This is a genomic window from Maribacter sp. Hel_I_7, assembly GCF_000688315.1.
Taxonomy (GTDB): Bacteria; Bacteroidota; Bacteroidia; order Flavobacteriales; family Flavobacteriaceae; genus Maribacter; species Maribacter stanieri.
In genome coordinates, this window is the sequence record NZ_JHZW01000002.1 from 2,172,391 (window position 1) to 2,196,610 (window position 24,220).

General features: G+C 42.8%; 23 protein-coding genes. 1 reads left to right on the plus strand and 22 read right to left on the minus strand.

What is annotated here, in order from left to right; genetic code table 11:
* Positions 1-9: 9 nt before the first annotated feature.
* The 5 genes from P178_RS0111025 to P178_RS0111045 all read right to left on the minus strand — a co-directional run bounded on the left by P178_RS0111025 (position 10) and on the right by P178_RS0111045 (position 5,049).
* The gene (locus P178_RS0111025; protein ID WP_027066276.1) at positions 10-1,512 is read right to left on the minus strand and encodes an efflux RND transporter periplasmic adaptor subunit; all 1,503 of its coding nucleotides are present in this window, start codon (positions 1,510-1,512) and stop codon (positions 10-12) included.
* 20 nt (positions 1,513-1,532) lie between these two features.
* Positions 1,533-1,814 carry a hypothetical protein gene (locus P178_RS0111030; RefSeq protein ID WP_027066277.1) on the minus strand — a complete coding sequence of 94 codons (282 nt, stop codon included), beginning with the start codon at positions 1,812-1,814 and terminating at the stop codon, positions 1,533-1,535.
* Between the two features lie 18 nt (positions 1,815-1,832).
* Positions 1,833-3,017, minus strand: a complete 1,185-nt coding sequence (locus P178_RS0111035; protein ID WP_027066278.1) for a TolC family protein — start codon at positions 3,015-3,017, stop codon at positions 1,833-1,835.
* Between the two features lie 71 nt (positions 3,018-3,088).
* Positions 3,089-3,529: a hypothetical protein gene (locus tag P178_RS0111040; protein ID WP_027066279.1), complete on the minus strand. Its 441-nt coding sequence runs from the start codon at positions 3,527-3,529 to the stop codon at positions 3,089-3,091.
* A gap of 68 nt (positions 3,530-3,597) precedes the next feature.
* Positions 3,598-5,049, minus strand: a complete 1,452-nt coding sequence (locus P178_RS0111045; RefSeq protein ID WP_027066280.1) for a PQQ-binding-like beta-propeller repeat protein — start codon at positions 5,047-5,049, stop codon at positions 3,598-3,600.
* Between the two features lie 485 nt (positions 5,050-5,534).
* Here P178_RS0111045 and P178_RS0111050 point away from each other — a divergent pair, with 485 nt between their 5' ends.
* The gene (locus P178_RS0111050; protein WP_155941619.1) at positions 5,535-5,984 is read left to right on the plus strand and encodes a hypothetical protein; all 450 of its coding nucleotides are present in this window, start codon (positions 5,535-5,537) and stop codon (positions 5,982-5,984) included.
* 44 nt (positions 5,985-6,028) lie between these two features.
* Here P178_RS0111050 and P178_RS0111055 read toward each other — a convergent pair whose 3' ends face one another.
* The 17 genes from P178_RS0111055 to P178_RS0111135 form a co-directional block, all read right to left on the minus strand.
* The gene (locus P178_RS0111055) at positions 6,029-9,385 is read right to left on the minus strand and encodes a TraQ conjugal transfer family protein (RefSeq protein WP_027066282.1); all 3,357 of its coding nucleotides are present in this window, start codon (positions 9,383-9,385) and stop codon (positions 6,029-6,031) included.
* Between the two features lie 10 nt (positions 9,386-9,395).
* Positions 9,396-9,947, minus strand: coding sequence for a conjugal transfer protein TraO (locus P178_RS22665; protein ID WP_027066283.1), 552 nt, complete (start codon positions 9,945-9,947; stop codon positions 9,396-9,398).
* Entirely contained in the window at positions 9,944-10,924 is a 981-nt protein-coding gene (locus P178_RS0111065; protein WP_027066284.1) for a DUF4138 domain-containing protein, read from the minus strand. The genes P178_RS22665 and P178_RS0111065 overlap by 4 nt, the downstream gene beginning before the upstream one ends.
* Positions 10,921-11,886, minus strand: coding sequence for a conjugative transposon protein TraM (gene traM / locus P178_RS0111070; RefSeq protein WP_027066285.1), 966 nt, complete (start codon positions 11,884-11,886; stop codon positions 10,921-10,923). Before traM ends, P178_RS0111065 begins: the two co-directional genes overlap by 4 nt.
* A gap of 65 nt (positions 11,887-11,951) precedes the next feature.
* Positions 11,952-12,578, minus strand: coding sequence for a hypothetical protein (locus P178_RS0111075; RefSeq protein ID WP_155941620.1), 627 nt, complete (start codon positions 12,576-12,578; stop codon positions 11,952-11,954).
* A 7-nt stretch (positions 12,579-12,585) separates the two neighbouring features.
* On the minus strand, positions 12,586-13,500 hold the full coding sequence (locus tag P178_RS0111080; protein ID WP_027066287.1) for a type IV secretion system protein: 915 nt from the start codon (positions 13,498-13,500) through the stop codon (positions 12,586-12,588).
* Entirely contained in the window at positions 13,500-14,129 is a 630-nt protein-coding gene (locus P178_RS0111085; protein ID WP_027066288.1) for a hypothetical protein, read from the minus strand. The genes P178_RS0111080 and P178_RS0111085 overlap by 1 nt, the downstream gene beginning before the upstream one ends.
* A 10-nt stretch (positions 14,130-14,139) precedes the next feature.
* Positions 14,140-16,731 (minus strand): TraG family conjugative transposon ATPase, encoded by a 2,592-nt coding sequence (locus tag P178_RS0111090; RefSeq protein WP_027066289.1) that lies wholly within the window; start codon positions 16,729-16,731, stop codon positions 14,140-14,142.
* The gene (locus P178_RS0111095) at positions 16,716-17,039 is read right to left on the minus strand and encodes a DUF4133 domain-containing protein (protein ID WP_027066290.1); all 324 of its coding nucleotides are present in this window, start codon (positions 17,037-17,039) and stop codon (positions 16,716-16,718) included. Before P178_RS0111095 ends, P178_RS0111090 begins: the two co-directional genes overlap by 16 nt.
* Positions 17,040-17,041: 2 nt before the next feature.
* Entirely contained in the window at positions 17,042-17,398 is a 357-nt protein-coding gene (locus tag P178_RS0111100) for a hypothetical protein (protein WP_197026796.1), read from the minus strand.
* The gene (locus P178_RS0111105; protein WP_027066292.1) at positions 17,331-17,624 is read right to left on the minus strand and encodes a hypothetical protein; all 294 of its coding nucleotides are present in this window, start codon (positions 17,622-17,624) and stop codon (positions 17,331-17,333) included. Before P178_RS0111105 ends, P178_RS0111100 begins: the two co-directional genes overlap by 68 nt.
* Positions 17,625-17,683: 59 nt before the next feature.
* Positions 17,684-18,124: a hypothetical protein gene (locus P178_RS0111110; RefSeq protein ID WP_027066293.1), complete on the minus strand. Its 441-nt coding sequence runs from the start codon at positions 18,122-18,124 to the stop codon at positions 17,684-17,686.
* 2 nt (positions 18,125-18,126) lie between these two features.
* Positions 18,127-18,801 (minus strand): ParA family protein, encoded by a 675-nt coding sequence (locus P178_RS0111115; RefSeq protein ID WP_027066294.1) that lies wholly within the window; start codon positions 18,799-18,801, stop codon positions 18,127-18,129.
* A 245-nt stretch (positions 18,802-19,046) separates the two neighbouring features.
* Positions 19,047-19,445 (minus strand): hypothetical protein, encoded by a 399-nt coding sequence (locus P178_RS0111120; RefSeq protein WP_027066295.1) that lies wholly within the window; start codon positions 19,443-19,445, stop codon positions 19,047-19,049.
* The gene (locus P178_RS22670) at positions 19,445-21,910 is read right to left on the minus strand and encodes a type IV secretory system conjugative DNA transfer family protein (protein WP_051638245.1); all 2,466 of its coding nucleotides are present in this window, start codon (positions 21,908-21,910) and stop codon (positions 19,445-19,447) included. The genes P178_RS0111120 and P178_RS22670 overlap by 1 nt, the downstream gene beginning before the upstream one ends.
* Positions 21,911-21,955: 45 nt before the next feature.
* Entirely contained in the window at positions 21,956-23,140 is a 1,185-nt protein-coding gene (locus P178_RS0111130; protein ID WP_155941621.1) for a hypothetical protein, read from the minus strand.
* Between the two features lie 232 nt (positions 23,141-23,372).
* Positions 23,373-24,185, minus strand: a complete 813-nt coding sequence (locus P178_RS0111135) for a hypothetical protein (protein WP_027066297.1) — start codon at positions 24,183-24,185, stop codon at positions 23,373-23,375.
* Positions 24,186-24,220 lie beyond the last annotated feature (35 nt).

Here is a 24,220-nt window from a genome sequence, read left to right on the forward strand (position 1 = left end):
TCTTCGTTTTTAATGTTCGTGACCGTGTGCAGGTGTTGAACCCGACATTGAAGCCATTTTAACTTGGTATGCTCCTGTAGTTGCCACTACTTCGCCAACTTCCAAGCCCTGTACTATTTCTACATTCTCGCCATTGCGTTTTCCAATCTTAACAGGTCGTCTTTCAAAACTTTCGCCTGAAAGTTGCACGATAACAGAATAGCTTCCGTAGTCTTCCAACAAGGCGTTTACAGGAATCGTAGTATTTTGGGTCGCATTTCCCATTGCAATTTGCACGGGCGTTAAACTTCCTTCTGGCATATCGACCTCTGCATTTACTTGAGCAAAAACTGAAATCAATGGGTTTTCACGCTCTACATCTTTACCTATGGAAAGAATCTCGCCTTCCGCATCTGTTACATTTGCCCATTGTCCGTTGCTCGTTTGATACCAGATTCCCTGTACGTTCTCCATTGTGAGTCCATAGTTAGGTGCTAACTGGGTTTTCAATACTTTGGATTGGTGTGTGCCAATAGCTACCAATGCCACGCCTTGTGCCACATAATCGCCATTAGAAACCGTAATGGATTTTATAAAGCCATCAAAAGGTGCACGAATTTGTTTGCTACCTCCCGAAACGCCCGACACCAATGATTGATAATTGGCTTTGGCGATTTCAAAATTGCTCTCCACTTTTTCGAATTCAGATTTTGGGACAATTTTAGAATCGTACAGTTCTTTCTTTCTGTCATATTCAGATTTGGCCTGTTGGTATTTCGCTTTCGCGGAAGCGATATCCGTACTTAAATTATTAGATGCCAAACCTTGGCTGTTCAAACTCATTAAGAGCTGACCTTTTTTTACTGCTGTGCCTTCCGTGAGATTACTAACTTTAAAATCTACCACCCCATTGGATTTTGCTGCCAAGGACTTTACAGAACCAGGCGAAGGCATCCAAACACCAGAGGTGTTGATGACATCGTAAATTTTACCTGAAACCACAGGTGCGGTTTGAAAATCGATTTTCCAAGCTTGTTCTTTCAAAAACGAAATGCTCCCATCATCTTCGGCTGCACCCAAAGCTTTTATGGCTTCGTCTGCATTAGCATAAACCGTAACATCGTCAATCGTTATTTTATCTGAATAGTCTGGCGTTTTCAATTCAAAAACAAGTTGGTAACTACCCGTTTCTTTTGGTTGAATGGAAGGCGAAAAAATACCTGGTGATATCGGTGCATCTACCGTATTTCTGATGCCTTGGCCATCTTTTATCAAGCTAACCGTAACAGAACCTTCTCGAACGGGCTGGTGTTTATCCAAAACCGTAAAGTGGGCTGCGAATTTGCTTCCGTTGCCCACTACAAGTGCAGGAAACTCGACAAACAGCTCTGTTTCATCCGTCCAGATAGTCTCGCTCAATCGTGGAATTTCTTCACCCACGTGACTACCATCTTCGTTGTGTGCGTGTGCATCTTCTTCCCTATTGTTGCAGGACATCGCCAAAAAGGCAAGCACTACTATTATATATCTCATCTTTCGTATTTATTAGATTTTTAATGGTCGTGGTGTTCAGAACCATCATCGTGTTTGTGGGTTTCGGTCTTTGTTTCCATAGAATCTTTTCCTACTTGAAATTCTTCTTGTTCTATGGTTTCATCGTCCATATGACTACCATCTTCATTGTGTTCGTGGCCGCTGTCATCCGTACTTTCGGTTTTTGTATCTCTGCAAGAGGTTACGGTAATCATTGAACCTATCGCTATTGCGAATATTATTTTTGAAATTTTACTCATTGTTAAATATTTGTTTTGGTATTCGTGAATCTTCGATTTCATAGTTGTATGTTTAATAGTTTATAATTGATGTTTTAATAATTGTGCCTGTAGTAATTGGATTTCTTTTTCCATTTGCAACATTCTGTCAGATGCATTACGGTAAAACTGAAGCTCTAAATAGTAGTCCATAAACGAATATTCGCCCAGCATATAAGCCTTAAAAAGTAGTTGTTCACTATTTAAGTTACCCATTGTGGTTAGATACTTATTATATTTTTCGAGCATCAATTCGTATCGATTGTATGTTTCTTGAAATTGTGCGTAAAGCGAGGCCGTAATCACTTGGGTATTCGATTGCTGATATTCATAATTCGCTTCGGCGGCTTTTACCTTGTTCTTGCTGTTCCACAACGGAATGGAAAGGCCACCGTAAAAACCCGAAAAATTACTGCCGCTAACGCCCTGATAATTGTAACCAAGTGCCATATTCGGTAGCACCTTGTTTTTTTCCAATTTTACTTTTTGAAGTGAAGCCGTTTCGGAAGCCTTTAATTCTTGTAGAGAAGGGTCATTGGCCAACCTTTCCTGCCAAAGCGTTTCTACCGCAGCAACTTCAATAGGCATATTGCTACCCGAAGTAAAACCATCAATGGTATGCCCGCCATTTAAGGTTTTAAGTTTGGACAGTACAATTTGGATTTCGCTTTCAATCTGTTCGACCACAAATTGCTCTTGAATCCAAGCAATTTTCGCCTTGTTCAAATCCAAAATTCCAACTTGCTCTTTTTCATACAGTTCTTTAACCTGGTCGAAAACCTGTTTGCTCTGGGCTCTTCTTTGGGTTTCTATGGCTCTCTGCTTTTGAAGGAAAGCGAGTTCAATCAATACCGTTTTTGCTTCCAACAAAACTTCCTGCCTCTTTTTAGCATAGGAAGTTTGCAGTTGCATTGACTTTAATTCGTTCCATTTACTGCGTGTACCATATACCGTCGGAAATTCGAAGGATTGCGATATTTCATATTCGGTATAATTTCCCGTCGCATTATCGCCAAAAGGTAAATAATATCCTAAAAGCTGTGGGTCGGGTAAATTATTGTTGCTCTTGTTTTCGAGTTGTTGGCTTTCAATAAATGATTGATAGCCTTTTAACTCTGTATTGTTCTGTTCTATTTCGTTAAGCAGTTCCCCAATGTTTTTATTCTGTGAGAAACCATTAACAAAGAACAGGCATCCGCAAATCGCGGATACGATGTATTTATTCATTGTTTGAAATTTTAGGTTTAATCTTAATGTATAAAAGGATTCCTTCCGTAGCGATAGGTATTCCTAAACGATTAACCTAAAGATGGTGGGCCTCGTAAATCGAGGGATGAGAGGTAAGAATTAAAATAGTTATTGGGTGGATGATAAATTGGCGGTTTACTGTTTTGCCTACTATCAAAGACATAAAATTCTTGAAAATCAGAATTAGATTTTACGATATTATCATCTACGATAGTCTGCTGCTCAACCGTATTCCTTTTAAGTACAACAATATCGCTGGATACCGTTGAGTGGACGTGCATATCCATAAAGAACCCAAAGAAACCGTTTGGGGATTCTTCTTTTTCGTGAGAACTTTCATCGTGATGATGGCGTTCGCCAGTATGGGCAATATGTGAATGGGAATGCGTTTCCTCGTGCTGATGATGCACGTGCGGAAAAGCTTGGTGCAACACCATTAGGCTAAACAAGCCTAAGAAAAAAAATGCCGCTATTTTATTTGCTTTTTGCATCAACTACAAAAGTATAAAAAATTATCCTTTGGATTTATTTAAAATTTGACATACAACTGATTTGCAGCTTATTGCTTCAGCGAATAAGCATATAGGCCATGTCCTTTTTGGTTAGAGCCAGCCCATTCCCCGAACATTTTAGGAATGCCACCGCCCAAAAAGAGCGAGTCGTCATCAACAATCAGCCAAGAAATTATTGGGGCGGGATTTTTGTGCGACCATATTTTCTTTCCGTCTTTGGTGTTGTAGGCCTGAATTGTTCCTTCGACGGATCCAACGATATAAACATCGTTTGCCAAATATCCCGTCACAAGGGAAGCCGGTTGCGATTCGTTTGCCACCCATTTTAACTCTCCCGTGGCTGCATCCAACGCCTTAACGGTTAGAGGCGTGTCGGTCGGAGGCTTATGCGCATAATTATTGTTGCTCCAGACATACACAGTTCCGTCAGCAATGGAAGCTTCGCTGTGCATGCCTCCCTTTACACCTCCGTATCCAATAACGGATTCCCAGACCTTGTCACCAGTCTTTGCATCCCAGACGGTATACACGCCACTTTTTTGACCGGCTCCAACTAGTTTTCTCATTTCCCCATCAATTTCGGCGGTAAACAATTGCGCTCCCCCGGAAAAATCATAGTCAGGACCTTTCTTTTGATGATGCGTCCATATATCATGAGGTGTAACTTGATAGAACCATTTGACATCCCCGGTCTTGGAATCTACGGCAACCATTGCATCTGACATCTTGGAGGCCTCTTCTCCCGTATAGTTGTTTCCTGTGGTAAAATAAAGGGTGTTGCTTTCAGTATCGAGGGCAAATGACGTCCACATCGGTACGCCATTTTGGGGAGGTTCCACCAGAAATCTTTCCCATACCTTGTCCCCAGTCTTTGCATCCAAAGCGATTACCTTTCCCTGAAGATTCGGGGTAAACGATGGGGAGTCAAGCATTTCCTCGACAGAAGAAACACCGATATATACCAAACCATCATGATAGAGCAGTACGCTAAGATTACCTGCTTCAGGATCGGTTGTAAATTCGGTCTGCCAAAGCAGTTCGCCCGAATTTTGGTCGAGAGCGAAGGCATTTCCCTCTACACTCGCTTCGAATACCTTGCCGTCACCAAGACTGCCAGTTCCCGCAAAACCGTACCAGGTCCATTCTGTCATGGGCTTTTCGATATTTTTTTTCCAGATTAAACTTCCCTCTTCCGCATCCACTTTAAATATCGTGCCTCCCCAATCCCCAAAATAGACCGCACCGTTTTTGACCAATGGGGCATGACTAACCGGATGTTCGGTCGCGTAGTGCCAATTATGGTCCATGTTTTCAATCGATTTGCTATTTATGGGCGAAGTGTTGGTAGCATGAAGATTTTGTATCATTTTGTGCCCGTCATTTCCCTTACTCGTAGATTGGGAATTAGCCGAAGGTAAGAACAAGAAAAGTAACAATGAAGTTAATGTTAGTTTTGCATGTAGAAATAGAAGCTGAATGCGGATGCGTTTATTTTCCATGACTTAAAGGCTTTACGTTACCATTTATTTTTAATCGTAATTGATAAGTTAGTTTGATGACGAAATGGAGTTTAGTGCAAATCATCTTTTTTTAACTTTAAAAAAATTGAGCCTAATGGAGGAATTTTAGTATGCGCGTTTACAATGAAAAGGAATCAAAAGTGTGCACCATTAGTTCTGGTGCATTGGCTTTGTTTGCCATGCTCCTGCGGAAGTTCAACAAACCTTCCACTACAAGACTTCCCGAGCGGACACGCTGCGCTGGTCCGCACTCGGGGTCTTTCCGTTTCAGGTTTGTTGAACATCCTCGAAACCACACATAAATCCAAAGCATGCGAAAAAAATCGCCTGCTTGCATTTATCTTGCCTGCGCACAATTAATTTTGGAAATTTTTGTTTAAAATATGTAATCCTCATTAATATATTTGTACTAATCCAAGGCACGTCCAATGAAACCAAATGTTTTCTTCTTACTTGCATTCCCAATGCTACTATTTTTTTCATGTAGTGGCGATGATGATGGCGTAGCAGAGTCGGACAGGAGCCAAGCTTTGTTGGGCCAGTGGGAGTACGAGGCCATTGATTCCAATACTGCCGTTGATATCAATGGGGACGGTACGGTCAACGTGGACTTATTCAACACCAACGAAATACGTCAATGTCTAAAAGATAATTTAACTTTTTTCAGCTCTCGGGGGCCTGGAGAAAAAAGTGCTTTTTCTATTAATGAAAACGGACTATCCTGTGGGGAAGTACCCGCATTTCAAAATGTCGAAGATGATAGGTACGAGCTGATAAACAATGAGATCATACGATTTGAGAATCGGAACGATTGGGTCATCGTAGAGTTTACCAAAAACCGATTGGTCGTTGACCAAGAAGATTTTTTGGATGATCAAGATGTCGTTATTACCTATACTTTTAAGAGAAGCTAGTATTAATTGCTTTTAGTTAATGGTAAAGAAAACGTCCATGAAACTTAAACTCTAACCACTCTTCCAGCTACTCTTTCACTCCATTGGCCATTGGTATCCCTAACCCTGACCTCGAAGTCTTGGTCGAGATATTTCAAACGGCTTTCACGGGGTTCCTCTTCCAACATAAAATACCTGTCAACTCCATCGCCCGTGGCTTCGTTGTAATTGAATAAGAGGGTATCCCACCGATTGGAACTCCTGTTGAATATCCTGATTTCTACCTGATCTAGCGTAGCACCGCCATAGGCCTCCGAACATCCAATATCAAAACAGGTATAGATCCTGACTTGATAATCGCAACCGTTCAATCCCCCACAACTGACATTGTACTTTTCACCTTTGACCAATGCCACAGGTCTTGGTATGGTGTCCACAAATGTGTTTTCGATTTGGGATTGCCCTGTTGAATTCTCCACTTCAAAATCAATGGTAAATGTATCTTGGCTATCGGGATAGAAGGTAAGGTTGGTACTCCCATAATTCAATGGAATCGTTTGCCCCTCATCATATCTATTTCCACCGTAAAAGAAATAACCGGCACGGTTTCCACTAAAGGAAAATGTCATCTGATAAGTTACATCGGGGTCGTGTGTGCCGATTGCATTGGTTATAACCGCAATGTTGAAAAATTCCCCTTCCAAACGCTCGCCCGGGGCCTGACTAATGGTCAACTCGAACGGTTCCTCATACCTTGTATAGTTTATATTGACACTGGCCGTTTTCTCCACATCCGATGAAGAGCGCACAGTGAAAGTGATGTTGTGATTGCCCTCGGTCGTTCCGGAATACTTTCCCGAGAATGCCCCCACAGGTACATCAAAACTTTCCCCAGCGGAGTAGCTAGTGCCTCCATATTCAAAAGAACCATTGTTGCCACTTGCCGAAAAATACATCTCATAGGTATCCCCACCGATTCCGATTTCGGAAATATTGAAGTTAATATCTACCTGTTCTCCAGTATAGGCCTGCTGCAATGTGCCTGATGCAGTAAAGGTGTAATCCTTGGCCGCCACATTTACCGTAATATCCACTGTTTTCTCCAATCCTGTATCGTTTCGAACCGTGAAAGCCAATCGAACCGTACTTTCATTGGTTCCCTCCAGCGACCAGTTAAAGTTGCCGATATTGACATCGTAACTGTTCCCGGGGCTTACTTCGATACCGTTATTATCCCTGATGAGTGCGTTCCCGTTCATGCTAAAGCGCATGGTGTAATTCGAAGACCCCACACTTTCCGAAATATTGAAATTGAGTCCGGTGGTTTCCCCGACCGTTATATCCGATTTTTGCGTTCCCGCCGTAAAGGTAAAATCCACTTGGTCATACGTGATTGTGGTGTTGGCCGTTCGCGTAACATCCGAACCGGATTCTACACTAAGAATGATATTGTGCTGGCCAGGTTCAAGTCCGGTATAGGTAAGATTATTGACTCCTGCACCCAATGGGAATTCTTCCCCGGGACCGTAGTTAACACCATTGACCGATAGCGAACCGTTCTGGCTCGATGAAAAGAAGGCTGTGTAACTATCGTTCGCTCCCTCGGGTACTTCATCAATATCCACAATAATCCCGACCGGAATATTGGAAAATTCCGTTGCTTTCGATGGGGTCATACTGATAGCAAAATCATTGTTCGCAACGACCATCGTTACTTTTTCTTCTAAAATCTGTCCATTACTGTCTCGAAGCAAAAAGGTAATTTCGTAAGTTCCTGATTCTTCGGCTATAAAATCATAAGCAAAACTTCCTGGACTTATAGTAAAATATTGACTAGGAGAAATTTGAGAATTTCCATTGTATAGTCCGGCATTACCACCGGAAATAAAATAATTTAGTTCATAGGATACTCCATTATACTCCCCCTTTTCGATGAGGCTCAATGAAACCGTGCCCCGTTGCCCTACCAATACTTCATTGCTATTAGCGGAGGCGTTAAATTCCAGTTCTAGCTGTTTGGCCTCCAAATCGATTTCGACAGGCCCGACGGCCTGCCCATAATTGTCGGTAGCGAGAAAGCTGATCCGATGCGGGCCCAGGGTTTCGGGCGTATAGAACAATGGGAAATTGCCCAGGTCCACCGGATAGTCCGAATTGTTCTGAATCGTATTTCCGCCGACCCCTGAAATCGTTCCATTTCCTTCCTCCAAATCATAGGTCAGGAAGTAATCGATGTTGGATGTGTTGCCGTTCGATTTGATGTTGAAATTAAGCTGTGTCCGCTGGTTTACAAAAACTTGGTTACTTTCCGAGTTACCACTAAACGTGAACGGAATATTGGCCACTTCGATTTCAACACTGTCCCTTTTTATCTGACCATTGCTGTCGCGGAGGTCGAAATAGATTTTACGCTGTCCCAATTCATCGTCCTCGAAAGTGAAATTGTAGTTGCCCGGATTGATTTTACGAAAAGTACCGGGATCCATTACCCCACCATTCTGATCCCGAACGGTTCCCGCACCTTGGCTATCCGACGAGAACGAATGGCTTATGTCGAAAGTAACCTCACTTTCTTCTTCTTGGGTCTGCAAGTCGATATTGATAGCCAAATTGGTTTCTAGCTCGACCTGCGAGGAAGCCGCCGTGGCCCTAAAAGTAAAGTCAATATTTTCTATCGTCAATAACATTTCATTGGTCAATGTGGCACCATCGGGAGCCTTTGCGGTCATTGTCAATTTATGTTCTCCCAAGGTTTCCGGTCGGTAGCTAAATTCCGTAACGCCTTTGGGTAACATAAAAGGTTTTCCGGCATTGTATTCGGTATCCCCCAGAAGAAGTTTACCCGAACCATCTTCCAGTTGGTAGGTAATCTCAAACTCTTCTGACGATTCTCGGTCGGGATTAGCGGTGTTCCTATCCCTCAATAAGGTCACATTGACTGGATTTGGGCTATTGATGAGGAAATCATCGGTACCCTTGCCCAGTAAAAAGCTAAAACTTGCATACTTGACATTGTATATCAGCTCAAGCTCCTTTTCAATTTTATTGGAATCCCAAGCCAAGACTTTTATCTTATGCATTCCTGTATCAATGGGCATATAACGGTATGAAAGATTGAAATTTTTGACCGATATGGTATCGTTCGCATGGACCGTATCGTTTTCGGTTCCTATGTAATATCCTTTTCCGTCAATATTATCGTATTTCATGAAATAGGAAACATTGGAAACCATCCGTTCGGGTTCCAATATGAAATCCGTTTTAGTCGCTTCGAATACGAATCCATTTTCTTCGTTGGTGCCTTCAAACGTAAAGTCGAAGGAATCTTGTACGATATCCTCAAAGTCCTTACTACATGCCAATATCAGAGCTAAACATAGCGTTGTTACCGCGAATATCCGTTGTGGGGCATTCATTTTCATACAATCGTTTTTAGAACAAAAAATAACGTAGGCCGACTCCGGCATACGGATAAAAATTCCCAACATCGGAATTGATATGGTAGTATTCGTTCGCTTTTATGAGCAGGGAAAAATCATTGCTGATACCTACTTCCGCTTCCGCCCCGACATAGAGGCCATAGACGAATTGACTTTTGGCGTTTATCAAAGCTCCGCTTGGAAGTTCATTACTGCCATTGTTGATGACCTCGTATCCGAAGAGTCCGCCCCCGCCTAGAAACAAGCTGAAATTTCTCTTTCGCGGTGCCACGAATACCCGGTAATAGATTCCAGGTTGTATGGTAAAAATATTGTAGGGGATATCCTGACTTCCTTTATCCTCGGCAATGGCCGCCAATACGCTTATCTGAAAATACCGGTACCTGTCGGGATGGAAATTGAAGGTACCCATGATGCCGTAACCATCTTCGACATACCCACCACTCAAACCGACCGATGAGGCAAGATTACCCCTCAGTTGGCCAAAGCAGAATGAAGCCGATAACAATAATGCCATCGCTATACAAAAACGAACATTTCTCATAATTTAAAAGCTAACGGGTTATTGATAACGCTATGGTCGATATCCAGGGATAGGTTCCTATTGCCTTTATCCTCGTCCACATTGACCATAAGTACTTTCTTCCGATCCAATGTGAACTTATCGAAGACCACCATAAAGTAGTTTTCGGAATTCCCTTCTACCCTTTTAGGAACCTTATACCGGAACAAGGGCTCGTGTTTTTTGTCAATATTGTTCGGACTGTTCCTATAATTGGAAGCGATACGGAATTTGAGAAAATTCACATCGTAGGGCATGTGCGCTTTGTTCTCCAAACGGAACTGTAGGTATATTTCGTTGTTTTCATAAAAGACATTTTCAAGCCATAAGAACACGTCATCGTATTTGGCGAAATAGCGAATGACCTTGCCTTTGTTGAACTGATTATAGTAACATCGCCGACGAACGTATTCCATGCGGTCGAGCACATAGAGTTCCCTAGTGAGCGGCAAAGGTTCTTCGGTCGTTCCTTTATCCGACGAAACCCCCAGATTTTCTTCTATTGTTGTAGTATTATCGGAACGCTTGATTTGAGGTTGTGGCGTTACATTTGAATTTGAGACATCGGAAATATCATCCGAGGCGGATAATGCTTCCGGGTTTTCCGCCATAGATCTAGTAATCGGCCATCTTTTCTTAACAGGAACTTCAACCAGTCTTAAGATAAAATCATAAGCAAGACCATCCCTAGTATACACCGTGTAATTGGTATGATCTTCGGTATCGGGTGCCACGTCATTGTAACTTAGCAGGACGATACGTTTTGCATTGTCGGACGCATTTTTGACAGGGAAGGATTCGATGAAATTGAGTTCTTTCCCGTTGATGGAGAAATCGAAAATTCCGGGCAGGACGAGTATTGTCTTATAATCCCTGGAAACAGGAATAGTGTCCGTCTGCGCATTTCCAAAAAGCGCACCGAATAATACAAATAATGATATGAAGGTTTTTATTCTCATTGCGTTACCAATAAAAGTTCGTAATCGTCCATCAAAAGAATCTTCTCTTTCTCCCGTAATTTTTTCTTTCTAAGGAAGGAACCCAATCCTCTTACTATATCGGTCACCAGATCGGGAGAACCGTTGGTCAGCTCATCGGTGGCATTGGTCAATAAATTACTGCTTGCATTCGCCTTATATTCCCGCCATAGTTCCCCCGCACGTGTGCTATAGATGCCTTCCCGGCCATCGTTGAAATCTCTGACCGATAGACTAACCGGATGATGTTCGATATTGGCGATGTCCAGATAAACCCTATTCTCCTTAATCGAGGCCATGGCGTATACAAACGTATTCTTCTTGAACCTTTTCTTCTCTAGAACCATATCTTCCATGAGCAGTAATCGGACATTCTCATTGGGCAATATAAATTGGTCGCCATATACAGTAGCTCTATATGAGATCGACTTTTTAATATCCATAACCGGAGCGGGGGACAAATTCCCATGAGTGTTTTGAGTATCGCCGATCATTTTTTCCTTACCCTCTAAAAGCTTTTCACGATAGGCCAACCGTTCCTCCGCGAACTGCTTTTTTTTCTCATTCGCCGTTATTTCGGTTTGCTTTTCCCTAACCATGTTTTTTCTGGTTTCCGGGATTTCCGCTTTGGCGGTTTCCTTGGTACTAGACTTCATGGACAGCCCTTCCAGTTGTTTTAAGATCCGCTGAAGCGAGTCGTTCTCGGAATTTTCCAAATCTTTTAGGTTAGTTGCAGCTTCGGTATTTTCTACTTCTTCCTTTTCTAAGGAATCCTTGACCTTCCATAGTCGGCCTGCGGTATCGGAATCCAAAGTTGGTGTTTCGCCCGGTAGTTCGGAATTGAACCCGTTCAGGTTTGCCGCGTCATTACCGCCCATCTGAAAATCCTTTAGATTTTCGATGACAAAAAAGCTGGTCATTATCAGAATGAGAGGTAAAGCCATAGCAACCTTTTGGTTTCTGACCACCCAATCTCTTCACAACTTGTATTTGTTCTTTTAATTTCATACTACATGCGCTCCAGATCGGAATTGTCCAAGACCTGAAAGTCAATAATCTTTATGCCGTTTAAATTGTTTGGGGTGACCCCCGACTTTTTTAGTTGTCCTCTAGTAATGAGGTTCCTATACGTCGTTGATTTGCCTTTTTCTATGGCCTGTTTGCCGTAAAATGTGAACGGAAACGGGTAGGTTCCATAATCGATATGAATCGAATCAAGTTCCACAAAGTAGCGATAGTCGCGCATTGCCACATCATGGAAGTACTTTTTTTCGACCAAACGGGCGTATAAACGGTTGCCTGACCAGTCGACCATGTGTAATGCCTTTCCTTCAATGTTCCTTTTAATTAGCTTCAAATTAGGTTCCAAGGAAAAGAAGAGCTCATGAAAATTGTAAAGATGGCCTTCACAAAGTATTTCCAGATTTTCCTTTACATCCCTAATGGGGGCCATGGGCAATCTCTGCCCTCCATGAAGCAGATAGGCGTTGTTTTTGGCGCGCTGATCCGCCTTCATTACATAGTAGGTGGCCATACCAAAAACCATAATGACAACTGCCAAACAACTGTATACCAATCTATTGTTGTGCCTTCTGCTCTGGGCGATGTCATTGATTATCCCGTATTTTCCTTCCATAAGTTGATTATTGGATTAATGTTCGGACAGCTTTGGTAGCCCCACCGCTTTTTGCGTCCATAGCCGTTTGAATCGCTTTTTTACCATAGTGTTTCGGTTTGGCGACGATTCCACCCCCTGAAATATTAAGGCCTTGGACTACAAAATTTGCCAAAGTGGGTGCCTTGATATAAAAAAAAGAGGTCATCAGTATCAACATGGACGAACTTAAGATCAGTCCCAGATCATAGGAACCGTATCGAAGCAAATGATCGACCAACTGGTCCACAAGGTTGACCATGAACATATCCACCACGTAGAGCATGGGCAGCCAAAGACAGATACTCATGAACTTTTGCAGCCATGCTTTCCAGAGTCCCGAAATAGCTGGAATGAACGAAAGTCCGATATTGATAGGCCCGAAAATGATAAGGATGAAAAGATAAATGGTGGCCAATGCCTTGATGCCGATGAATATCAAGGTGGAAATAATATGTGCGAACGCCGTTATCGAACCGGCCAGTCCGGTAAGGGCGAACGACTGTAGCCCATCGATGTCCATGCTCAACAGGTTCCATTCCACAAGGTTGTTCGCCGCTACATCGATCTGCGCCAAAGCTATCTTTTGTCCGATGGTATCCCAACTTTTTTGGGTGCTAACAAACGATGAACCTAGATTATTGTAAAATTCAAAAATGGCGTGTGCGAATTCCGAATAGTTGAACAAAATGAACATTAAGGGAAACCATTTCAACGCCTTAATAACATCCGCTCGATCATTACCTGCAAAGTGTGTAAGGGCAAAAATGCCCAAACCGATTTTCGCCATTCCGAATCCGATGCTCAACGTAGGCCCCAAACTGGCAAAAGCATCGCCGATGTACTGGTCGAATATGGAATTGACCGTTACCCGAAAGCCCGAACTTGATTGTAAGGCGTTCATTAATTTGTTTTTATAAGTGATTGGACGGCTTTACGGTGTTCGTTTTTTTGTAGAAGGGATGTGTTGACTTTGATGACATCGTCCAATAACCCGTTCATCTTTTCCAAAATCGATCTGAGCGCCGATAGCCTGTCCGCTGATTCGATAATCTCACCGGTGGAGGCAATTTGTGAACCTTGGGAAACAAGGGAGGATACCTGTAAAACGGCATCCGCCAATGTCTCGGCAGCCCTCTTCTTTTCCACTTTTTCCAAGTTGGTAAAGGTTCGCAGGTTCTTCTGCGTACCCTTATAGGCGGCTATGATCTTATCCTTTAGTTCGTAGAGTTCGTTCATTTCAGGACTTCCCATGACATAGCTGGCCGGCGTTCTTTTCGCGCTCAGGTCTTGACTCAGGATTTTGGAGGAACTGGAATTGGCAGTAACGTTGCGTTCCATCTGTGCTAATAGCTTGCCCATGGTCGCGTTCAACGTTGCCAATTGCGAATTGAGCGTCGCCACATTTGAGTTGAGCAGTACCAATTGTGCGTTCGCCGCTACATCGGTCACCGGAATCTGCGCAGTTGCCAAACAAGGGAGTATCCCTATAAAACATATAGCAATAGCCATTTTTAGTCTTTGATTTTTCATTTTTTTGGTTTTAAGTGTTCTTACTATTTCCGTTCAGGGTTTTCGAATCCCTATCGGTTTGTTCCATCTCCAATTGTTTATATGCGATCGCGGTTCGTTCCCAATCATAACCGTGCTGTTCATGCAGCCTATTGATTTTTGCTTTTTCGTTCGGATTCGTTTCGAACAGGCATTTGGTCGGTAAGGATGTTTCCAGTCCAAAAACCTTGACCCGTTCCTTCCAACAAATTGCCATTTCCCTTAGTTTTCGACCTGTCGGCAGATCCTTGTTGACGGAAAGGTTCAGTTGCTTTTGTTTGGCGTTCAGACCCAATATCTTCTGGATTTCATCAAAGGAGTTGGCGAATTCACCAAGGTCGAGCAGCACTTTGATATGACTGTTAACCACGATGGTCTTGCCGATAAATTTTGATTTTACGAAATCGTCGACCTTCTGTGATATGAATATGGGCTGTCCTCCATACTTTCTTGCCATTCTGGATTTCGCATCGAAATAGTGGGCCATAATGGGGTTGTCGAACAGATTCCACGCCTCGTCCACGGCCAATATTTTGTTGAGGGAAAGTTTCTTTGAATCCTTCAACTTTTTGTCGAACACGTCGATCATCAAAAATGCCACGATGGGAAAAAGTTCTTCATTATTGACCAGATTTTCCAATTTGAAATAGACCAGTCTTTCCTGGCTCAGTTGGGCTATTCTTTTATCCCTGCTATTCAAGAGATAGGCCCTCGGTCCCTCGTGAGCGTATTTGCTGAGCAACAATAAGAACAGATTGGGGTCGAATATTTCATCCCGGATGCCCTTCGTTTGCATTAGGGCTTTCAAATTTTGATGTGTGTAGTCGTAGAATGTATTAAAAGAATCGTCGGAACTACCATTAGAAAACTGATGCTGATAATATCCCTGAACCAAGAATTCGATGATCGTACGGACTACCGCACTATCATGGGTATCCCCTGCTTCATTATCCTTACGCCCATATAGCAAATACACCAAAGCGATAAGTTGGGTCAGTTTATGTTCGGTCAGGGTTTTCTTGCCATCCTTAACGACAACATCTATAGGATCGAGTATAAAGGGATTGAAGGTAAACGGGTTTTGGTCGTCGTTCGCTATTGTGACCCCGTTCAGTTGGTCCAATAGCTTGTCATATGAATTTCCGTTTTCAAGAATCAAAATTTCCGCACCTTCCCGATATTCAGAGTACAGATAGGCGTTTGTAAAGAAAGTCTTCCCTCCGCCCGATCCCGATGCGATGAGCATACCCCGGTTGAAAATCCAGTCTTTTTTTTCCGGCTCGCGATAGAGGCTGACCAGTAAAGGTTGTCCCGTGGCCCTATCGACCATACGCAGCCCGTGTGGACCGTGAAGCTTATTTTTATAACCTCCTTCGAAATACCATAGACTGGAAGCCATTTCTGAGGAGAACGGACTGTACAGTTCCATACTCGTACCGATGCCGTTACCGAGAATGCCCCCGAAAAATAGATTTTTGCGGTCCACGGAATTTTCCTTGGCATGGATGCCCAATTTTCCGAATGCGGATTTTACGGTGTTGCACATCGACCGAAAGGTCTTTTTGGAATCGGCCAATCCCAATACGTTCAGGTGGTAATACACCAATTCCTTGTGGTCGTTCAGTATCGATTGTTGGAACTCATAGATTTGGTCCCGGTAGGTGCTGTTTTTGTCCCCTTTGCGATTGGTGGCGTACTTGTTCAAGCGTTTCGCCTTTGACCTTAGCCTGCCCATGGCCTTTTCCTTCTCTGGGATATAGATGTATTGGTTGATGATATGTTCGTGTGGGATCTTGAAGCCCAAAGAGAACAGGTTCCCGATAGGGAACAGGTTTTCACCGGTGGTGTATTTTCCGAAGTACTCGTGAAAGGCCATATCCTCTTTTGAAAATTGGTCCAAGTTTTCCAGCGTAAAATACTGCCCCTGTTTGTCCCCGATGTGCAAGGTGTTCCCCGAAAAATCAACATCCTTGCCAGTACCCGTTTGGTAGCTTGCTTCCAGATAATTGTCGTAGTACCCGGCCGATCCGAAAAGTTCTTCATATCCCAATATTTTGGAACCTATCAAACCGGAATCGTTAATCAGGTCGTTCACGGCCCCGACACGGGCCTCGAAATCGGCCATGACCTCTGTGTTCAAATATTCTGCGGGTAGCGGGTTTTTCCCATAGAAACCGCGTTCCTTTTTCAAAAAAGAATTGACACCTAGGGGTGTTCGGCCAATATAGCCCTTGGGTACCTTGTGAATCGCCAAAAAAGAACGGTGTCTTAAAAAAGGTCTATTCTTAAAATAGAGTTCATCCTGCGTCTCGAAAAAATCGCGTTTCATCCGCAAAGGATCAACGGCATAGGTTTCCCCGAAGAAAAGATCCTGTTTGTGCAACAGGCAATTTCCCCCCATTATTTCCAGAATACCGGAGACTATCCGGTTCAGGTTCAAATAGTCCTTTCCATCCATAGTGTAGATTTCCGGAAGCTCCAATTCCAACGGAATACTGATACAACCTTTTTCTTTCGACACCAGAATAGGGGCCTCGTACCCATAAATGGGAAAGGCGTCCAATAGATTTACCGTTTTTTCCATAGCACGAGGAGTTTTTTGTTCACATGCCCTTTGATGGCATCCGGGCCTTTCTTGTCCGCTCGGGATTTAATAAAACCGTTTTCACCATAGGCTTTGGAATAGAAGAACATCAGCCCGATGTAAAGTGCCGCAGTACAAAAGGAAAGTATAAGACTGAGAAAAGTAGGTATGACCGTACTCAAAAACAGCCCCAACATCAAGGAGAGGAACGTGCCTTTGAAGGCTTGGTCCACATATTTAGCGCGTAGCCCGAAGAAGAAGACATCCTTCTGAAGGGCCTTTGGGATTCTTACCAGCTTGTTTTCCATCGCTACCCGGCCAAGTTTTCCCCAATCTCGATAAGGCCATAGAAAATGACCAGCCCCAAAATAACATTGCCCACTTTACGTGCCATGTCCTGATTCTGTTCCCTGATAATCAGAAAGGCAATGGCCGCGATCCCCAATAGAACGCTAGCGGCAACTTTAATGATTCTGAAAATACTGTTGCCGATCTGGACCGTACCCTGTTCCGCTTGGTTGACCTGGTCGACAAGTTCGTCGATTTGGGCATAGCCAAGCTGATGGAAGGCAAGAGTAATGAAGAAAGTCAAGAAATAACTACACGGAATCGTCCACCTCCGTTTCCGGCGGCGGTTCGGAATTTTTGATAATCTTAAATTTTTCATGTTCTGGAATTAAGGATTCATTCTGAACATCCTTATCGGAAGCATTGAAAATATCCAACAGCTCTGAGCTGGTTTCGTTTTCATCGACACGGTTGAGTAACTGGTCCATATCTTTTTCCTTTAAAGATGTGTTTTTTACAAATATAGAAGATTTTTGCACAAATGAATCATTTTCCTGAACTTTCTTTTCTTTTTTATTTCGTTTGAGTATGACAAAGACGACCATGTACCAAAGTAACCCTAGAGTACAGATGACCACATAGACGATATGTTCCCATTGCCAATTCAAATCTTATCGATAATATCTTTTAATCTTATAACGCTTTTTTCATGATACAGTTCCAAGGCCTTTCGCATGATGTCATTGCGTGACACTTTTTTGTTCAACTTATAATTATAGGCGCTTGCCAGTTTTTCGTAATCTTCGAAACAGGTCTTGCTCAACCGAAAGATGAACTGTTCCTTCTTATCGGTGTACCGATCCTGCTCAAGAAACATTTCGAAATCCGCTACCTCTTTTCGTTCACTCTCATTTAAGTTAGACGTGGGAAAACTATCCCTAATCAAATGTTGCGGTCTGAAATTTTCCGAATCATTACCGGTCAAATTATCCTTTTCCATGTCCGGGTCGCGCTCATCCCTGAGACCTTTAACTTCTTTTTGTGTATCCATATTGTCCAAAATCGCTGATTCGAGCAAATCTTTGACGTTTAACTTCTTTCCCATATTCAGTTTTTTGATATTTCAAGTACTTCTTCCATAAATCGCTTAAGCCCTCGTTCTCCGTTTTCTTTAGATAAAGGGATGGGAACGAGCGTATTCCGATATTTCTCCCTGTAAATGGTTCGTTCCATAACCACTTGTCGCATCATGGGCATTCCCGCGCTCGCCAGAGTATTGCGGACCGCATTGAACTTATTTACCTTGACGAGTTCATAACGGTTAAAAAAAAGATTGACGGAACGTAATACCCTATTGTCATTGCCCAGAAAATTCTTCCGTAACGTCTTATAGAAAACAGCAGTACTATCGATTTCCAATTCGTCGAGAAAAAAGGGAATAAAGATGTGTTCCACATAGAGAAGACCCCTGACCATCTCCTCGTTCAGGTTTCCGGGAAAATCGATGATAATAAAATCCATGGTACCATAATATTTTTTGATCAACGGTTCCAAGGTATGGATGGTCGCCCGTTCCACGGGAAAGGCATTTGTTTCCATGTTACCGATTTGCGACAAATCCCGTTTCCGCTTTTTGTAGACCGAATACTGCGGATTGTCCATATCGATCAATACGACCTTTTTACCGTACAAATGGAAAAGGTTGGTGGCCAGGATGATGTTCAGGGTCGTTTTGCCACAACCGCCCTTTTCGCCCGTACAGGAGATAATTTTTGTTTCCATAGGTATACTTTTAAATTTATATGGTCATATGATTATAGCGTCATATGGCCATATGGTACTATGGGCATTCGATGCAATAACACAATGACGCTATATGGCTATATAGCATTGTTGCTATACAGCTATAACGCATTGAATCTATATTGCTATATAGCAATGACCATTGCTTTGTAGGTATTCGAAGGAGGGGATTATGCGGTTACAAGAAATTAAAAGCCAGTCGACTTAAGGGCTGCGAAAAGATGCTATAATTCGGATTTAAAATCCTTTATGGCATCCGACACACGTTCTTCCAGTTCAAGGAATTTTTCTTGAAGACCTTCCTGATAGACCATATTCTCCCCAAGCTTCCGCTTTTGTATAAATTCATTGTCGGGCAAAAGAATCCATATGGGATTGTACCCAAGGCTATAGAAATAGAGAATGATCTTTATCGAATTGACCATTGAAGAACCGCGCTCGACATTGGCCAAAGTGGCGCGGTCCATGTTCAGGTATTCGCTCAAATTGGTAATGGAGAACGCACTGAACCGTTTGTCCTCTATATCGTCCAGTTCGACGAGTTCAAGTCGTATTTCCCTCAAGCGTTCCCCGATATATCCAAGGTCTTTGGAGTCTAGTGCAATGATTGATTCAATATCCATTATTCAAAATTTTCTATGGGATGAGAGGAAAATTTCTCCTCAAAAATGTTTTCTGATTCTTCTTGGAGGTCGGCCAAAATGCTCATTTCGGGGTCTTCCAATTCTTTTTCAAAGTTATCCATAAACTCGGCAACTTCCGTCTCCGAATTATTTAACGACTTTGCAATTTCACCATTTATTTTCTTTTCGTCAAATATGGCACTCTTCAGTTCCTTTCCGGTGCTGCGCCTATACTCGTCCTTGACCAATTCATCGACTTCGTTGATGATCTGATCAAATTTCGCCTGAGCTACCCGGTCCATTTCCGTTTGCACCAAAAACTCTTCTATAATGTGTCCGAACAGCTTTCCCCACTTAAGGGAATCGGCATCTTCGTTTAAAAGTTCTAAAATTGAACTCTTGTATTCGAAAAGGCGAAGTTCCTTGACCACGCTTTTAAAGATTCTGCGTTTGGTACCGTTGGAAAAACTACTCTTGCCCACTTTGTCCAGATGCGCTCCGTAAAACTCGATGTAACCGATTTCTCTCGCGAAAAGTAGACTGGTTTTTTTCGGAAGTTCCAGTTCCCGGATAAGTTTCATTTCCGCATCAAAACGTTCCTTGTAATCCGCAGGTCTGAAATCGTTGACAATGGGTAGCTCATGTTTCATGGCCCGTTCTTTTCCTTCAATATCCGGAAGTAGCTGGCCATAACATTTTTTCTCCGGTATCTGATGCTCGAAAGTATCCGCCAAAATCCCGGCGAAATGACCCGTCGACATTGAAGCCACCTTACTTTTGGGCAAAAGTTCCATCATTTGTGTGCTCCAATTGGTACTCACATCGGAACTGCTCGTATTTTTTGAAATTCGTTCTTGATGTATTTTTCCAAAAAGTTCGCTCAATCGCCGTGCGGTCTCCCCTTTGGCCGCACCGCAAATAACATTGGCGCAGTTGGCGTAAATGACATCGGCCAATTCCCTGCCATAGTCCAAGATAAGCTGCCCTACGCTTTGTAGACCTAAGATAGTGGCAATCTTGTTTTCCCGACCGGTATCGATAATAGTCCGTAACAACATGATGAACAACGTTGGCACTTCGTCGATGATAAGGGCCATCGGGCGCTTGCCCGGTTTGTTGACCTGTTTTAGAATGGTGTTCATATACAGGCCCAAAGGAGCGGAGTAGACTTCTTTGCGCTCGGGATTGTTCTGAAGCGATACGATTTTAGGATATCTTGGTTCATTGACATCAAGACTAAAGTCATTGCCGGACATCACATAAAAAATTTCTTTGGTCGCCATACTGGAAAGGCTTATCTGAACGGTACTGGTCTGACCCGATAATTGTTCCATGGCCTCTTTTTCGAGCGCGTCACGAAAGGGTACAAGTATTTGTCTCATTTCGACGTCCTTGGTCATGATTTCCATTAGTATATCGATTTTGACCGTTGTCAGTATGGTCAAATGACCTGGGGTACAGATATAGTTTCCGGTCTCCTCGGATTTTTTCTTAAGATACCAGATACAGCCTCCGGTATAACTGATTGCACTTCGCGAAAAGTAGTCCTGCCTCTTGATCCATTCCGGGTTCAAGTTCTTCATAAGGGTCGCGGCGGTATCGATGGCATCCGATTGATTCGTCAGTCTGTAGGGATCCATAGGGTTGTTTTTATGGGTCATTCTCAGGTCGTCAAAGCAAATTCGATACAATTTTGGAAAAGGTATTTCAGAATTATCCCCCTGCTTTTTTTTGGCTTCTTGCAAGTATCCATTGGCTTTTCGGGTCAAGGTGTCGAACTTGAAGTCGTAGATGACCATAGCGAATTTCTTATCGATGAACTGCGCCATGATTTCCTCGATTACCGAAAAAGACTTACCGCTACCTGGGGTTCCGATAACCAGCAAAGACCGAAAAAGATTGACAAAATTGATCCACCCTTTTCGTTGTTTCCCCTTGTGGGTATAGGCATACGGAATATTTACGGAGTGGGGCGTATCGATTCGCTCTTCGGTCTGCTCAAAAGTTTCGTTCGCATCGTTGAACGGGTCTTTATCGGCCAAGTTCATAAAATCGAGAAACTGGAACAAACGCATACCATAGGTCATCAGGCCCAGATAAGCACAGGCTAAAAGCATCAAAGTGATATACATGCCGCTCAATGCGGTTCCGTAAGGAAGACCTGATATAAAAAGAATACTTAGGGAAATTGTAAATCCTACAACACTTTTTGTGCGATCGATATTTTCCTTCTTGATGGGTCTGTATATCATGATCCCGCCCATCAAAAGACCTAATAACAGCACACGCGCCATCATACCCTTGGTAGGTAAACCGGATTTCACGAAATACGTGTAGGTCTTATCCAATAAAGGTTGTTGACCATAGTGATAAACATACAGCGCATAATATTCCCGAAAGGCGATAATGACGAAGTAGAAAGCTGACAAGTACATTCCCATGTACCCCTTGTTCTTATCTTGCATATCCTTTCCGTTTGCGTTTCTTCTGTTGTTCTTCCATCTTGTTCGTTAGAGATGAGCTAGCTGACAATGAAACTTTTTTTTTACCGAAATCAGTTCATCGTTCCAATCTTTTTGGTTAGGAGATTTATCTATTTTAATAGTGCCCCTTGTAAAACATTCGGAAAGGATACCGATTACCTTCTTCCAATAGCTTCTTGTTGCTTGTGAAAACTGTTGTATTCTGTCAAGATCGAGTTCCCAAACCACCTTGTCCTTAAAACAGATCGCCTTTTCAAAAACCAGCGCTATCCCTTCCGGGCCACTGGCAATTTGCTTATTGATAAAGTCTGCATCCCGCTCCATTTCGGCCAGAGAGCCGGAATGATAGTTCAGCTTAATTTGCATATTCGGTCGCTTCCAATCAAGTTCCATAAATACGCGGTCCGACCGTCGATTGATCCAACTCCTCACAACCATAAGATCGTAGCGCATTCCTTCGATATCATGGTCAAATGCTAAATGAATCGGTAGATTAGTGGCCCCTCCAACCAAGGTATTCCATTGGAAAAACTGCTCCAACTTGCGATCATCTATATGGCCCGACATCGAAATGTAAAAGGCCTTTGGAAACCCATGTAGTTCATGATATGCCAAAGCGTCAAAACCACTTTCTACGCAAACCACCTTGTCCGCCTTGACTTCTGGATTTGAAACAAAAAGGTATTTGTACCGCTCGTTCAGGAATAATCGAAATTTCTTTGTTTTGCCGTCTTTTCTGTCCCGATATGGTCGATTGTATAAGGTGTAATTTTTGATATTGCCGTCCGTTCCATATTTCGGAAGGGCGACATTCGCAATACGGCCTCTGTTATCGTTGATATGGAAGGCATTGAAGATTCTGCCCTTGAATGCTTCGGAATGAAGCGTTTCCAAACTAAGATGTCGTCCCTCGGTCAAATAAATGGGTTTCGTCAAAGGTTGAATGTTATAACGTTCCTCTAAACTGATTAAATTCTTAGTGCTCTTTTTTGGTGTGGTAGTATGTATCGTTGGATATGTTCGTTCTGTTACTTCCAGTCCCGATTTTATGGCTTCGTAGAAATTCGCGGAGCGCGTATGTATGAACTTAAAAAATCGTCCCTTGTCCAAACTGTCATTGCGATTAAAATAGGTAACGGGATGTCTTTTGGTCTGTAATACGATGCGCTCGTCATTCTTCTTGAATTCTTGAGAACCTATACTCTTTTTCATAATCCGATATCCTTGGTTATTCAAGTATCCTGAAAAATCGACCTCCTCATCGATTTGGGCTATCAGTTTCTTGTAATGTAAGGGGTCTTCGGAATAGTTTATCATCATAGTCGCGTAAAAAAAACACACAGCATGCCGTAAGTTGAGCACTGCTTATGTCTTGTATAATAAAATAAATGGTAAAAAAGGCCGTCCAGGATGGACGGCCTATTGGTGGTCGATAGTCAATCCATCAGACTTTCATGCCTCGACTGCGGGGCTTTTTTTTTTCGTCCTGATGTACCTCCATGGTTTTGGCTTTCGCCAACTCGACATTTTTGGTAATGTAGGATTCCCTTCGCGGAGAATAGGATACCAAATAAGGTTTGACACCATGTTTTCTGCTCTTGATGACCATTTCTATTTCTTGGCCCTTATTGAGTGCATCGGCCTGCTTAGTAGTCAACTTTTCTCCGTAGAAATACTTATTCGGGGTTAATGCGGATTTGGTGCGGATATCTTGTAATCTGGGTTCATAATAGGCCAGTTTTTGAAAGACCTCTCCGTCGCTCGTACTTCCTTGAAATACCACGAACTCTTTCTGCTCCATCATACGCCGGAATTCATCGGCACTAAAGCTATGATTGTAAGCCGAGGCTTTATCCAAAGTTACCACCTCGTTTCTTCGATACTGTACGTCCAAACGAGTACCAAGATTACGGTCGTAGACCATCTGAACCATCTTCGCGCCCTCTTTCAACTCCCCTTCCGAAATATAGGTGGACTCGTGAAAATATTCTTTCCCTTCGACCAAATTGTCACGCACACTTTCAGAGAGTTTTGCGTAGCTGATGTATTGGCCCTCCAATTGCTCCTTGACATCGCCATAAGCGAATTTTTGGTCTTTGGAAACGATAGGTTCGAAATACTTGCTGTTTTTGGGCAGGTTGAACGATTGCCCATCATTGGTCATAACGGACACCTTGCCGTCTTGCTTTCCGGTTACCGTGGCCCGTTGCCACTTTTGGTTTACCTTTACGTAAACCTTTTCTGCTTGATTTTCCATTTTTCAAGTTTTAAATTAAGGATTAATAAACATTT

Excerpts from the sequence above, each read along its gene's own strand:
- P178_RS0111025 (WP_027066276.1), bottom strand. The coding sequence starts at position 1,512 with ATGAGATATATAATAGTAGTGCTTGCCTTTTTGGCGATGTCCTGCAAC.
- P178_RS0111030 (WP_027066277.1), bottom strand. The coding sequence starts at position 1,814 with ATGAAATCGAAGATTCACGAATACCAAAACAAATATTTAACAATGAGT.
- P178_RS0111035 (WP_027066278.1), bottom strand. The coding sequence starts at position 3,017 with ATGAATAAATACATCGTATCCGCGATTTGCGGATGCCTGTTCTTTGTT.
- P178_RS0111040 (WP_027066279.1), bottom strand. The coding sequence starts at position 3,529 with ATGCAAAAAGCAAATAAAATAGCGGCATTTTTTTTCTTAGGCTTGTTT.
- P178_RS0111045 (WP_027066280.1), bottom strand. The coding sequence starts at position 5,049 with ATGGAAAATAAACGCATCCGCATTCAGCTTCTATTTCTACATGCAAAA.
- P178_RS0111050 (WP_155941619.1), top strand. The coding sequence starts at position 5,535 with ATGCTACTATTTTTTTCATGTAGTGGCGATGATGATGGCGTAGCAGAG.
- P178_RS0111055 (WP_027066282.1), bottom strand. The coding sequence starts at position 9,385 with ATGAAAATGAATGCCCCACAACGGATATTCGCGGTAACAACGCTATGT.
- P178_RS22665 (WP_027066283.1), bottom strand. The coding sequence starts at position 9,947 with ATGAGAAATGTTCGTTTTTGTATAGCGATGGCATTATTGTTATCGGCT.
- P178_RS0111065 (WP_027066284.1), bottom strand. The coding sequence starts at position 10,924 with ATGAGAATAAAAACCTTCATATCATTATTTGTATTATTCGGTGCGCTT.
- traM (WP_027066285.1), bottom strand. The coding sequence starts at position 11,886 with ATGGCTTTACCTCTCATTCTGATAATGACCAGCTTTTTTGTCATCGAA.
- P178_RS0111075 (WP_155941620.1), bottom strand. The coding sequence starts at position 12,578 with ATGGAAGGAAAATACGGGATAATCAATGACATCGCCCAGAGCAGAAGG.
- P178_RS0111080 (WP_027066287.1), bottom strand. The coding sequence starts at position 13,500 with ATGAACGCCTTACAATCAAGTTCGGGCTTTCGGGTAACGGTCAATTCC.
- P178_RS0111085 (WP_027066288.1), bottom strand. The coding sequence starts at position 14,129 with ATGAAAAATCAAAGACTAAAAATGGCTATTGCTATATGTTTTATAGGG.
- P178_RS0111090 (WP_027066289.1), bottom strand. The coding sequence starts at position 16,731 with ATGGAAAAAACGGTAAATCTATTGGACGCCTTTCCCATTTATGGGTAC.
- P178_RS0111095 (WP_027066290.1), bottom strand. The coding sequence starts at position 17,039 with ATGGAAAACAAGCTGGTAAGAATCCCAAAGGCCCTTCAGAAGGATGTC.
- P178_RS0111100 (WP_197026796.1), bottom strand. The coding sequence starts at position 17,398 with ATGAAAAATTTAAGATTATCAAAAATTCCGAACCGCCGCCGGAAACGG.
- P178_RS0111105 (WP_027066292.1), bottom strand. The coding sequence starts at position 17,624 with ATGGTCGTCTTTGTCATACTCAAACGAAATAAAAAAGAAAAGAAAGTT.
- P178_RS0111110 (WP_027066293.1), bottom strand. The coding sequence starts at position 18,124 with ATGGGAAAGAAGTTAAACGTCAAAGATTTGCTCGAATCAGCGATTTTG.
- P178_RS0111115 (WP_027066294.1), bottom strand. The coding sequence starts at position 18,801 with ATGGAAACAAAAATTATCTCCTGTACGGGCGAAAAGGGCGGTTGTGGC.
- P178_RS0111120 (WP_027066295.1), bottom strand. The coding sequence starts at position 19,445 with ATGGATATTGAATCAATCATTGCACTAGACTCCAAAGACCTTGGATAT.
- P178_RS22670 (WP_051638245.1), bottom strand. The coding sequence starts at position 21,910 with ATGCAAGATAAGAACAAGGGGTACATGGGAATGTACTTGTCAGCTTTC.
- P178_RS0111130 (WP_155941621.1), bottom strand. The coding sequence starts at position 23,140 with ATGAAAAAGAGTATAGGTTCTCAAGAATTCAAGAAGAATGACGAGCGC.
- P178_RS0111135 (WP_027066297.1), bottom strand. The coding sequence starts at position 24,185 with ATGGAAAATCAAGCAGAAAAGGTTTACGTAAAGGTAAACCAAAAGTGG.